At 68.0% G+C, this 12,410-nt stretch carries 10 protein-coding genes; 9 read left to right on the top strand and 1 reads right to left on the bottom strand.

What is annotated here, in order from left to right; translation table 11 throughout:
• Positions 1–11: 11 nt before the first annotated feature.
• From ACQR07_RS13940 to ACQR07_RS13925, 4 genes are all read left to right on the top strand, one after another.
• Entirely contained in the window at positions 12–860 is an 849-nt protein-coding gene (locus ACQR07_RS13940; RefSeq protein ID WP_434902843.1) for an ABC transporter permease, read from the top strand.
• A complete protein-coding gene (locus tag ACQR07_RS13935) occupies positions 860–1,645 on the top strand; it encodes an ABC transporter ATP-binding protein (RefSeq protein ID WP_434903079.1) in 786 nt (261 codons plus the stop codon). The genes ACQR07_RS13940 and ACQR07_RS13935 overlap by 1 nt, the downstream gene beginning before the upstream one ends.
• A gap of 58 nt (positions 1,646–1,703) precedes the next feature.
• On the top strand, positions 1,704–2,219 hold the full coding sequence (locus tag ACQR07_RS13930; RefSeq protein WP_434902842.1) for an OsmC family protein: 516 nt from the start codon (positions 1,704–1,706) through the stop codon (positions 2,217–2,219).
• A 187-nt stretch (positions 2,220–2,406) separates the two neighbouring features.
• Positions 2,407–3,207, top strand: a complete 801-nt coding sequence (locus tag ACQR07_RS13925) for a hypothetical protein (RefSeq protein WP_434902841.1) — start codon at positions 2,407–2,409, stop codon at positions 3,205–3,207.
• 247 nt (positions 3,208–3,454) lie between these two features.
• Here ACQR07_RS13925 and mutS read toward each other — a convergent pair whose 3' ends face one another.
• Positions 3,455–6,187, bottom strand: a complete 2,733-nt coding sequence (gene mutS / locus ACQR07_RS13920) for a DNA mismatch repair protein MutS (protein WP_434902840.1) — start codon at positions 6,185–6,187, stop codon at positions 3,455–3,457.
• 447 nt (positions 6,188–6,634) lie between these two features.
• Between mutS and pcaF the strand changes: the two genes are divergently transcribed.
• From pcaF to ACQR07_RS13895, 5 genes are all read left to right on the top strand, one after another.
• Entirely contained in the window at positions 6,635–7,843 is a 1,209-nt protein-coding gene (pcaF, locus tag ACQR07_RS13915) for a 3-oxoadipyl-CoA thiolase (protein ID WP_434902839.1), read from the top strand.
• A gap of 112 nt (positions 7,844–7,955) precedes the next feature.
• Positions 7,956–8,849 (top strand): dioxygenase, encoded by an 894-nt coding sequence (locus ACQR07_RS13910; RefSeq protein WP_434902838.1) that lies wholly within the window; start codon positions 7,956–7,958, stop codon positions 8,847–8,849.
• A gap of 367 nt (positions 8,850–9,216) precedes the next feature.
• Complete coding sequence (locus ACQR07_RS13905; RefSeq protein ID WP_434902837.1) at positions 9,217–10,296, top strand: phosphotransferase; 1,080 nt, start codon at positions 9,217–9,219, stop codon at positions 10,294–10,296.
• 251 nt (positions 10,297–10,547) lie between these two features.
• Entirely contained in the window at positions 10,548–11,714 is a 1,167-nt protein-coding gene (locus ACQR07_RS13900; RefSeq protein ID WP_434902836.1) for a PspA/IM30 family protein, read from the top strand.
• A 21-nt stretch (positions 11,715–11,735) separates the two neighbouring features.
• A complete protein-coding gene (locus ACQR07_RS13895; RefSeq protein WP_434902835.1) occupies positions 11,736–12,386 on the top strand; it encodes an OB-fold-containig protein in 651 nt (216 codons plus the stop codon).
• Positions 12,387–12,410 lie beyond the last annotated feature (24 nt).

Raw genomic sequence — 12,410 nt, 5'->3', positions numbered from 1 at the left:
CTGTTCTCACTATGACCATGACCGTCGAATTGCAGGCGCCCGCCGCGGCTGCCGCTCCTCCATCCGCCAGCCAGCCGTGGCTCGCCCGCCTGGCGCGGCCGCTGCTCGGGCTGCTGCTGCCGTTGTCGCTGGCGCTGGCCTGGGAGCTCCTGGTATCGGCCGGCTGGTCGAACGGCCGCCTGGTGCCGCCGCCGTCAAAGGTCTTCACCACCATCGCCGAGCTCGCCCGCTCCGGCGAGCTGACCCGCCACATCACGATGACCCTGACCCGGGTCGGCATCGGATTCGGCCTCGGCGTCGCCGCCGGCACCTTGCTCGGCGGCATCTGCGGCTACTGGAGCCTCGCCCGCCGGCTGATCGATCCGACCGTGCAGGCGCTGCGCGCGATCCCGTCGATTGCCTGGGTGCCGCTGTTCATTCTGTGGCTTGGCATCTTCGAGACCTCGAAGGTGGCGCTGATCGCGGTCGGCGTGTTCTTCCCGGTCTATCTCGGGCTGACCGGCGCGATCCTGTCGGTCGACCGCAAGATCTTTGAGGTCGGCCGCGTCTTCCGCCTCTCCGGCCCGGCCATGATCCGCCGCATCCTCCTGCCTGCGGTGCTGCCGGCCTATGTCGTGGCGCTGCGCGTCGGCCTGGGTTTGGGGTGGATGTTCGTCGTCGCTGCCGAGTTCATGGGCGCCTCCGAAGGCCTCGGCTACCTCCTGATCGACGGCCAGCAGCTCGGCAAGCCGGCGCAGATCGTCGCCGCCATCGTCATATTCGCGATCATCGGCAAGGCGACCGACTGGCTGCTGGAGATCGCGACCGCGCCGCTGTTGCGCTGGCAGGACAGCTTTGCACGCCAGGGCGGGGCGGCGTGATGCTGCAGCTCCAATCCGTCACCAAGGTCTATCCCAACGGCGTCCACGCGCTGGAGCGGTTCTCGTCCGAGATCCAGCTCGGCGAGATCATCGCCATCATCGGCGGCTCCGGCTGCGGCAAGTCGACCTTGCTGCGCGCCATTGCCGGGCTCGACCGTGCCAGCGCCGGCAGTGTGACGCTCGACGGCGAGGCGATCACGGCGCCGCATGCCAAGGTCGGCATCATCTTCCAGGAGCCGCGGCTGCTGCCCTGGCTCAGCGTCGCCGACAATATCGGCTTCGGTCTGTCCGAGCTGCCCGCTGCCGCGCGCCGCGAGCGCGTCGCCAAGGCACTGGCGCGCGTCGGCCTCGCCGACAAGGCCAAGGTCTGGCCGCGCGAATTGTCCGGCGGCCAGGCGCAGCGCGTCGCCATCGCCCGCGCGCTGGTGGCGCAGCCCGAAGTGCTGTTGCTCGACGAGCCGTTCTCGGCGCTCGACGCCTTCACGCGGAAAGACCTGCAGGACCATCTGCTCGACCTCTGGGCCGACACGCGCCCGACCCTGGTGCTGGTCACCCACGACGTCGAGGAGGCGGTGGTGCTGGCCGACCGCGTGCTGGTGATGCGGCCGCATCCCGGCCGGCTGTTCGAGGAGATCACCATCAACCTGTCGCGGCCGCGCGACCGCACTGCGCCGCTGTTCGAGCAGTTCAAGCGCCACGTGCTGACCGCGCTGGACAGGTCGCTCGACCGGATGGTGCCGGATGCGCAGGGCAGGCGTGAGCCCGGCGGCGGGCTGTGGTGGTGACAGCGGCGCCCCGGCCCGGTACATCTGTTCGGAAATGAATCCGGGAGAGAGAACGACAATGGATGCTGCAGAGCTGCGCGCCATGCAGGCGCCGATCAAGGAACGCTACAAGGCCGACCCCTCCGCCGCCGTGATCACGCTGAAGGCCAAGGGTGAGGTCGGCGGCGACGGCCTGACCTGCAAGCTCGAGACCGGCCGCGCGCTGGCCGTCGCCGGCCTGCATCCGGCCACCGGCGGCTCCGGCCTCGAGCTGTGCTCCGGCGACATGCTGCTGGAAGCGCTGGTCGCCTGCGCTGGCGTCACCCTGAAATCGGTCGCGACCGCCGTCGAGGTCCCGCTCAAGAGCGGGCAGGTGCTGGCCGAAGGCGATCTCGACTTCCGCGGCACGCTCGGCGTCGACAAGGAGGCCCCGGTCGGCTTCCAGGAAATCCGCCTGCGCTTCGAGGTCGACACCGATGCCCCGCAGGACAAGCTCGACCTGCTGCTCAAGCTCACCGAGCGCTATTGCGTGGTCTATCAGACCATCAAGAACGGCCCGAAGGTGTCGGTGAGTTTGAAGCGGGTGGCGTCGTAGCCTCTAGTCACGGTGTCGTCCCCGCGAACGCGGGGACCCATAACCACCGTCGGCAATGGTTGCCCCGGCTGGTCACTCCAATCTTCTCCTTCCCATCACCGCCTGTGGTTATGGGTCCCGGGTCAGCGCTTCCTGCGGCGATGCCTGCGCATCGCCGCCGTCCGCTTGCCCGGGACGACGGCTGAACATGTCCCTCGATCCATCCTTCCTGCTGCTACTCGGCTTGCGCATGGCGATCGCCGCGTCGTTCGTGGTGTCGGCATCGATGATCGCCGAGCGCACCGGACCGGTGATCGGCGCGCTGGTCGCGACCTTGCCGATCTCGGCGGGACCGACCTACGTGTTCCTGGCGCTCGATCACGACGCTGATTTCATCGCGCAGGGCGCGCTGAGCAGCCTGCCGATCAACGCTGCGACCATCTTCCTCAGCCTCGCCTATGCGGTGCTGGCGCAGCGTCACAACGTGCTGGTGGCGAGCGCCACGGCGGTTGCGGTCTGGCTGGGGCTCGCATCGCTGATCAAGAGCGTGCAGTGGACGCTTCTGATGGGCATCGCCGCCAACGCCGTCACTTTCGTAATCTGCCTGCCGCTGCTGCAGCGCTATCGTCATGCGAAGATGCCGCTGATCACACGGCGCTGGTACGACGTACCACTGCGCGCATGCTTGGTTGCGACGCTCGTGGCCACGGTCACATCCGTGTCAGGCTGGGCCGGCCCGAGCGTCTCCGGAATTCTCGCGCTGTTTCCGATCGTCTTCACCTCGATGATGCTGATCCTGCAGCCGCGCATCGGCGGCCCGGCCACCGCCGCCGTGCTCGCCAACGGCGCCTGGGGCCTGATCGGCTTCTCGCTCGCGATCATCGTGCTGCATCTCGGCAGCCTGCACCTCGGTGCGGTGGCCGGCCTGAGCGGCGCGCTGGCGACCTGCGTCGGCTGGAATCTGGGGCTGTGGTGGCTGGGGCGGCGGAAGGCGGCCGTAACCCGCTAGCTCTCTCCTCCTCCTCCGTCATTGCGAGCGCAGCGACGCAATCCAGGGGCTCGGGTGGGATCCTGGATTGCTTCGGCGCAAGGGCGCCTCGCAATGACGGTGATTGAGGCCGCACCTGCCTTCCCACCACCGGTGTCATTCCGGGGCGCGCGAAGCGCGAGCCCGGAATCCATCGGGCAGCACGCACTGACGATAAATGGATTCCGGGCTCGCGCTGACGCGCGCCCCGGAATGACGGAGAAACTCATCAGCTGCGCGGCAATTTCGCCTTCAGCCGGTACAGCGCGTCCATCGCTTCGCGCGGCGTCATCTCGTCGGGATGCAGGTCCTTCACCGCGGCGATCAGCTCTTCCGTCTCCTTCGACATCGCAGGCTCCACGGCTGCGCGCGACGGGACTGCGAACAGCGGCAGGTCGTCGACCAGTGCGCGCGCGTTCTGGCCGCGGTCGGCGGCTTCCAGCTTTGCCAGCACCGACTTCGCGCGGCTGATCACCGCCGGCGGCAGGCCGGCGAGCTTCGCCACCTGGATGCCGTAGGAGCGGTCGGCGGAGCCGGGCAGCACCTCGTGCAGGAACACGACGTCGCCCTGCCATTCCTTGACGCGCACGGTGGCGTTGAACAGCCGCGGCAGCTTGGCGGCGAGCGCGGTCAGCTCGTGATAGTGCGTCGCGAACAGCGTGCGGCAGCGATTGCTCTCGTGCAAATGCTCGATCGCCGCCCAGGCGATCGAGAGGCCGTCGAACGTCGCAGTGCCGCGTCCGATCTCGTCCAGGATCACCAGCGCACGCTCGCCGGCTTGGTTGAGGATCGCGGCGGTCTCGACCATCTCGACCATGAAGGTCGAGCGTCCACGCGCCAGATCATCGGCGGCGCCGACGCGCGAGAACAGCCGATCGACGATGCCGATGCGGGCGCGGCTCGCCGGCACGAACGAGCCGATCTGTGCGAGCAAGGCAATCAGCGCGTTCTGGCGCAGGAAGGTCGACTTGCCGGCCATGTTGGGACCAGTCAGCAGCCAGAGCTGGCCGCTCTTGTGTCCCGGCGTCGGCGACAGATCGCAGGAATTGGCGATGAACGGCTGGCCCTCGCGCCTCAGCGCCTGCTCCACCACCGGATGCCGGCCGCCCTCGATGGCGAAGCCGAGCGAGCCATCGACCTCCGGGCGGACGTAGTTGTCGTCGACCGCGAGCTTGGCGAGTGCGGTGGCGACATCGAGCATGGCAAAGCCATGTGCGGCGGCCCGCAGATCGTCGCCGATCGCCAGCGCCTGTGCGCACAGCCGGTCGAAGATCTCCAGCTCGAGATTGAGCGCGCGCTCGCCGGCGTTGGCGATCTTGGCCTCGATCTCGCCGAGCTCCGACGTCGTGAAGCGTACCTGGCCGGCCAGCGTCTGGCGATGGATGAAGGTCGCGTTCAACGGCTGTGACATCAGCTTGTCGCCGTGCTGCGCAGTGACCTCGACGAAATAGCCGAGCACGTTGTTGTGCCGGATCTTGAGCGCCTTGACGCCGGTCTGGTCGGCGTAGCGCGCCTGCATCGAGGCGACGACGAGGCGCGAGGCGTCGCGCAGATTGCGCGTCTCGTCGAGCGTCGCATCATAGCCTGATCGCACGAAGCCGCCGTCGCGCTTGATCAGCGGCAGCTGCTCGTCGAGCGCGCGGGCGAATTCCTCGGCCAGCGCACGCGCCGGCCGCGCCAGCGCGGACATGACCGATGCGATCTCTTGCGGGGGCTGATCAAGTGCGCCGAGCCGCGCCAGTGCGTGGTCGGCGGCAAGAATGCCGTCGCGCAAGGCGGCGAGATCGCGTGGTCCGCCACGGCCGACCGACAGCCGCGCCATCGCGCGCGTCATGTCGGGCGCGCCGCGCAGGATGGAGCGGATATCCTCGCGCGCGGCGCTGTCGGCGACGAACACATTCACCGCATCGAGCCTGCGGCCGATCTGCGCCGGCTCCGTCAGCGGCGCGGCGAGGCGCTGGGCGAGGAGCCGCGAGCCGGCCGACGTCACCGTGCAGTCGATGGCGTCGAGCAGCGAGCCGCGGCGCTCGCCGGCGAGCGTGCGGGTCAGTTCGAGATTGGCGCGGGTCGCCGGGTCGATCGCCATCGTGCTGCCGGTCGCCTCGCGCGCGGGCGGCGCCAGCGGCGGGCGCTGGCCGACTTGCGTGCGCTCCACATAGGTGACGCAGGCGGCCGCCGCGGTCGCTTCCAGGCGCGACAGCACCGCGAGGCCATCCATGGTGGCCACGGCAAAGTAGTCGCACAGCCGCCGCTCAGCGGTGGCGCCATCGAACACGTCGCGCGTCAGCGGCGTCACGGCGGCAAGCTCGCGCAGCACCGGCTCGAACGCTTGGTCCGAGTATAGCGCGTCGGAGACGATGACCTCGTTGGGATTGATGCGCGCTAGCGTCGCGGTCAACTCGGCAAACGCACATTCGGTGACGATGAAATCCGAGGTCGAGATGTCGATCCAGGCGAGTCCGAGCCGGTCGCCGCCGGACGAGCCGCGGCTGCGCGCGATCGACAGCAGGTAGTTGTTGGCGCGCGCGTCGAGCAGATTGTCTTCGGTCAAGGTGCCCGGCGTCACCACGCGCACCACGCCGCGCTTGACCACGCTCTTGTTGCCGCGCGCCCGCGCCGCGGCCGGATCCTCCATCTGCTCGCAGACGGCGACGCGGATGCCTTGCGCGATCAAGCGATGCAGATAATCCTCGGAGCGCTCGACCGGCACGCCGCACATCGGGATATCAGCGCCCTGGTGCTTGCCGCGCTTGGTCAGCACGATGCCGAGCGCCTTCGAGGCGACCTCGGCGTCCTCGAAGAACAGCTCGTAGAAATCGCCCATCCGGTAGAACAGCATCAGCCCGGGATGCGCCGCCTTGATGTCGAGATACTGCTCCATCATCGGCGTGAGCTTGGCCGTCGCCTCGGCAGGCGCGGCTTCTGGTGGAACCGGGGCGGAGATGGGCTGCTGGATCGTCATGGCGCGGAAACTAGCCAATTTGCCCGGACGGTCCTACCGCTTTGCAGCCGATGTCCCGGTTTTCCACGATGGCAATCTGTCCTTGGACGAGCGCTAGAGATGATCACCGGCGTCATTCTGGGGCGTGCGCAGCACGAACCCGGAATCCATCGTGCGTCAGGTTGTGCGGCCCAATGGATTCCGGGTTCGCCGCGCTTCGCGCGCCGTCCCGGAATGACGGCGAGGTTGGAGCCACGGTGTGCGTTAAAGTTGCCGGTCGGGGCGGTCTGCGTTGCTGCAACCTCCCGCCGCAGGCGGGGAGGGGGCGGACCGCCTGTGTGAACACGGCGCGCACGCCATTGTCGGCGCATACCACCCCGCGTTCCCGTCATTTGACCTGCCCCCGGCGCACTCCTAAAACCGCCGTCAATTCTGATCAGAAACCACCGATATCCCCGGGAGAGAGCGATGCGCGACGTGTTCATTTGTGATGCGGTACGGACCCCGATCGGCCGCTTCGGCGGCGCGCTCGCCAAGGTGCGCACTGACGATCTCGCGGCGACGCCGCTCAAAGCGCTGAAGGCCAAGAATCCGAATCTCGACTGGGCGGCGGTCGACGAGGTGTTCTTCGGCTGCGCCAACCAGGCCGGCGAGGACAACCGCAACGTCGCGCGCATGGCGCTGCTGCTCGCGGGCCTGCCCGATTCCATTCCAGGCCAGACGCTCAACCGCCTCTGCGCCTCGGGCCTCGATGCGGTCGGCGCCGCGGGCCGCGCGATCCGCGCCGGCGAGGTCGATCTCGCGATTGCCGGCGGCGTCGAATCGATGACCCGCGCGCCGTTCGTGCAGGGCAAGGCGACCGAAGCGTTCTCGCGCTCGGCCGAGATCTTCGACACCACGATCGGCTGGCGCTTCATCAATCCGCTGATGAAGCAGCAGTACGGCGTCGATTCGATGCCGGAGACCGGCGAGAACGTCGCCGAGGAATTCCAGGTGTCGCGCGCCGACCAGGATGCGTTCGCGATCCGCTCCCAGCAGCGCGCCGGCCAGGCGATCGCGTCCGGTTATTTCGCCGCCGAGATCACGCCGGTGTCGGTCCCCGGCGGCAAGGCGGGGCCGATCACGGTGGACAAAGACGAGCATCCGCGTCCCGAAACCACGCTCGAAAATCTCGCCAAGCTGAAGCCGATCGTGCGCAATCCCGGCACCGTCACGGCGGGCAATGCGTCGGGCGTCAATGACGGCGCGGCCGCCATGATCCTTGCCTCGGAAGCAGCCGTGAAGAAGCACGGCCTGACGCCGCGCGCGCGCGTGCTCGGGCTCGCCTCGGCCGGCGTGCCGCCGCGCATCATGGGCATCGGCCCGGTGCCGGCCGTGCGCAAGCTGATGGAGCGGCTCGGCCTGAAGATCACCGATTTCGACCTGATCGAACTCAACGAAGCGTTTGCGTCCCAGGGCATCGCCTGTCTGCGCCAGCTCGGCGTCGCCGAGGATGCCGATTTCGTCAACCCGCATGGCGGCGCCATCGCGCTCGGCCATCCGCTCGGCATGAGCGGCGCGCGTATCGCGATGACCGCCGTGCACGGCCTGGAAGTCCGCGGGGGAAAACGCGCGCTCGCCACCATGTGCGTCGGCGTCGGCCAGGGCGTTGCGCTGGCGGTCGAGATGATCAACTGACGCTCCGGCGTCATTGCGAGCGAAGCGAAGCAATCCAGAGTCGCACACGCAGCCCTGGATTGCTTCGTCGCTTCGCTCCTCGCAATGACGGAGAATGCCGAGGGACTGCACCATGACCATCTCCCGCGAACAGGATGTCACCCCCGCCGTGCTGGCAGTGATGGAGCAGACCTCCAACCCGCGGCTGCGCGAAATCATGGTGTCGCTGATCAGGCATCTGCACGGCTTCGTCCGCGATGTCAGATTGACCGAGGCCGAATTCCGGGAGGCTGCGGCCATCATCGCCGAACTGGGCCAGCGCACCAACGACACGCACAACGAAGTGGTGCTGATGGCCGGCTCGCTCGGCGTCTCGCCGCTGGTCTGCCTGCTCAACAATGGCGATGGCGGCAACACCGAGACGGCGCAGTCGCTGCTCGGCCCGTTCTGGCGGCTGAACTCGCCTGAGACCGCGAATGGCGGCTCGATCGTGCGCTCGGCGACGCCGGGCCCGGCGCTGTTCGTCCATGGACGCGTCGTCGATCCCCATGGCGCGGCGGTCGCCGGCGCCGAGGTCGACGTCTGGCATGCGTCTCCGGTCGGCTACTACGAGAACCAGGATCCCGAGCAGGCCGACATGAACCTGCGCGGCAAGCTCACCACCGACGCCGACGGCCGCTTCTGGTTCCGCTCGGTCATGATGATCGGCTATCCCATTCCGACCGACGGCGTCGTCGGCCGGCTCTTGAAGGCGCAGGGCCGTCATCCCTATCGCCCGGCGCATCTGCATGCGCTGATCGTCAAGCAGGGCTTCAAGGTGCTGATCTCGCAGGTCTACGACCCCACCGACCCGCACATCGACAGCGACGTGCAGTTCGGCGTCACCCAGGCGTTGCTCGGCAATTTCACTCGCCACGACGCGCCGCATCCGACCGAGCCCGACGTCACTGCGCCCTGGTACTCGCTCGATCATGTCTACCGCATGGAAATCGGCGACACCAAGCTGCCGCGCGCACCGATCAAGTAGCACGGCCGGCTTCATCGCTACGAATTCGGTGTCGTCCCGGGCAAGCACGTCGGCGCGAAGCGCTGGCGTGCGCCGACCCGGGACCCATACTCCCGGGCGACGTTCGAGGCAGGATCGCAACTCCGAGTCTTCGCCTCACAACGGCCTGTGGCTATGGATCCCGGCTCTGCGCCCTGCCGCCGCTGCGCGACGCCAGGGCTTGGCCGGGACGACATCGGATGTGGGGAAGCGGCTTCCTTACAATCGAAGCGAACCGCGTCATCTACGCGGCGCGCGACCTGGGTGAGATTGACCTGTCCTACAAATAGCCTTGCGCGTGGGTTCGCTGCAGGTATGTTGATCCCGTCTCCCGAGCAGGGGCGCGCCCATGTCCTCGACCGACATGTCCTCGACCGACTTGCCGTCCGTTGCCCAGCCCGACGCCTTGACGGCGACGATGCGTGAGGCGGGCGTGCTCGCCTCCGGGGCGGTCTCAGACGTCACCGTGATCAGCGACCGGCCGATGCTGATATCGCGCATCATCCGCCTCGGTGTGTCCTACAGCGGTGCCGCTCCGGATGCGCCGGAGACGCTGATCCTGAAAACTCCCATGCCGGCCTTCGCCAAGACGCTGTGGCGGGGCGGACGCCACGAGGTCGACTTCTATCGCGGGCTGGCGCGGCTCATGCCGAAGGGCCTGGTGCCCGGCTGTTACGGCGGCGCGTGGGACGAAGCGGCGCTCACCTGGCATTTGCTGCTCGAGGATCTCACCGACACACACCAGACGGCGACGCCATGGCCGGTGCCGCCCGCTCTGCCGCATGCCGAAGGCATCGTGCGGGCGCTGGCGCGGCTGCAGGCGGCGTGGTGGGACGATCCGCGGCTTGGCGTATCGATCGGCAGCTTCACGACGGCGGACGAGAGGGCTGAGCGCAGCAGGATTTTTGCCGGCCGCTATGAACGCTTCGCCGATGACATGGGGGACCGCCTGAGCGCAGACCGGCGCGCCGTCTACGAGCGCCTGATGGCGGCGACGCCGCGGCTCGCGGAACGCTATGTTTCGCGGCGAAACCTCAGCATCCTGCATGGCGACGCGCATGTCTGGAATTTCCTGGTGCCCAAGGTGGCGGGCCACGACGACGTGCGCGCGTTTGATTTCGACCAGTGGCGTGTCGGCGTGCCCGCCAACGATCTCGCCTACATGCTCGCGCTGCAGCTCTATCCCGATCGGCGGGCGCAGATCGAGCGGCCGCTGCTCGACATCTATCATCAGACATTGGTCGCAGCCGGCGTGGCCGGCTACGACCGGGCGGCGCTTGAAGAGGACTATCGCCTCGCCGTGCTCCTGCACGTCGCTCAGCCGGTCTCGCACTGGGCAATCCAGCTTCCGCCGGTGATCTGGTGGAACAATCTGGAGCGCATCTTCCTCGCCTTCGACGATCTCGGTTGCCGCGCGTTGCTGGACTGATCGCGCGCCGCGCTCGAACCCCGGTGAACCGGCTCGGCGGCATCGCAACCTCATCACGCGCGAGTGCTTCGCAGCTACAGTCGCGCGGATAAGCCGTCTTAACGATCACCAGAGATTGTTCGCGCCGTTCAGAACGTCGGCTCGGGTCGGCGCGACAAATCCGCATGGGCATGGCGTTCGGCGTGGTCATGGAAGGGTGCGGCATCTCTCGATCGAGGGGTGACTTGCTAAAGCACAATTTTCGTGCTTTGATGTTCCCCATGGCCGGAAACGTCCACGATCAGGCTGTTCGCTACCGTCTCCTGCTCTCCCCGGAGGCACGGGACGCGATCGAGGCCACCTTTGCCGACTATGCCCGGATGATGGACATGCTCGACGAGATCGCCGCCGCCAAGGGCATCGGCGCCAACCTCGTCGCGCTGCACGGCCATGCCTATGAACCCATTCGCAAGGCCACCCGGCTGCCGTCGCGGCTGGTCACGCTCGGCCTGCGCGACCGCGCGGCGTATCGCGCCGCGTCCAACCCGCGGCTGCCGCTCGACGACCGATTGGTGAATGTCAGGGACGCCTCCAATCTGTCGCTCGGCACCGTGCTCGGCCGCTTCACGATTCCCTTCGAGGTGACCGGCTACGCCGCAGGCTGGCCCCACGCGACACAAGCGCAACTCGTCCGCACCACCGACGGTGACTTCGAAATCGCTTTCGGCGTCACCGCCTCACATGCTCACCGCAGCCCACGAAAGGACAACGTCATGCTCGCCGAACACGCGCCGGCTCCCGACACGCTCCTGTCACGCGCCGGGCGCCTCATCGCCGGGATCGCCTATGGGGCGATCGAGAAAGCCGAGGACAACAACAAGGTCGCGCTGGTCAAGCAGGCGATCCGCGAGATCGAGCAGGCCGAGCGCGAGCAGCGCGACAGCCTCGCCGCCGCGCGCGCCGAGGAATATCGGCTCAATGCGCGCCGCGCCGAGATCGAGCGCGAGACGACGGTGTTGAGCGAGCAGATCCGCCTGGCGATCACCGAGAACCGCGATGATCTCGCCCGTGCCGGCATCGCCCGGCAGATGGATCTCGAGGCGCAGTTCGAGGTGCTGTCGAAGGCGATCGACGAGAATGCCGAGCGCATCGACGCGGTGCTGACCAGCCTGCGCGCGATCCTGTCTAGTCTGCAGGACGCCGAGATGCGGCTGGCCGAGCTCGAACGCAGCGAAGCTCTGGCCATGCAGCCGAAGGCGGGCGGACGCAAGAGCGAGGATGCCGGCCTCGCCAAGGCCGCGCGCGCCTCCCGGGCGATCGCGCGCGCGACCGGTGTTCCCGAGAGCATCCCATCGTCCCCCGACATCGACGACTTGTCGAAGCTGAAGCGCGACAAGGACATCGCCGAGCGGCTGGCGCGTCTGAAGTCGCAGAATTGAGCGGGCGGGGCGCGTCGTCCCATGACCATCGTTGACCATTTCATGCAACCCGAGGTGCGGCCGTTCGCAGTGGCGGCCGTGATGATCGTGCTGGTCGGCGGCATCGAGGTTGGCTCGATGCTGCTCGGGCTGTCGATCAGCGAGCTGTTCGGCCACGCCATCGATCTCGGCCATGACGGCGACAATACCGGGATCGGCCAGGTGCTGTCCTGGATCAACGTCGGCGGCGTGCCGCTGATGATCTGCATCCTGCTCGGCCTCGGCATCTTCTCGATTGCAGGCTTTCTCGTCCAGGATGCCGCACGGCTCGTCGCGGTGGCGCTGCCGCCCTCCGCCGCGGGCGCGCTCGCCGCCGTCATCACCGTGCCTCTGCTGCGCAGCGCGACGCGCTATGCGGCGCGGCTGGTGCCGCAGGACGAGAGCTATGCGGTCGGCCTGTCCGATCTCGTCGGCCGTACCGGCGAGGTCGCGGTCGGTCCGCTCGATGGCGGGCTGCCGGGCCGTGTCCGCGTCAAGGACGTCCACGGAAACTGGCACACGGTGACGGCGTCGGCCGCGCCGGATTCGCCGCCGCTGCCGGTGGGCGCGCCGGTTCTTCTCGTCGACCGCAAGGATGGCCGCTTCATCGCGATCGCGGCGGCCGACGATCTCACGAGCTCCAAAACACCGTAGCTCCAAGTAGCTCCAAGTAGCTCC

Origin of the sequence: Bradyrhizobium sp. HKCCYLS20291, assembly GCF_051167715.1 — a bacterium.
GTDB lineage: Bacteria > Pseudomonadota > Alphaproteobacteria > Rhizobiales > Xanthobacteraceae > Bradyrhizobium.
Note: the sequence above shows the minus strand (reverse complement) of the source record. Positions and strands in the feature narration are given on the sequence as shown.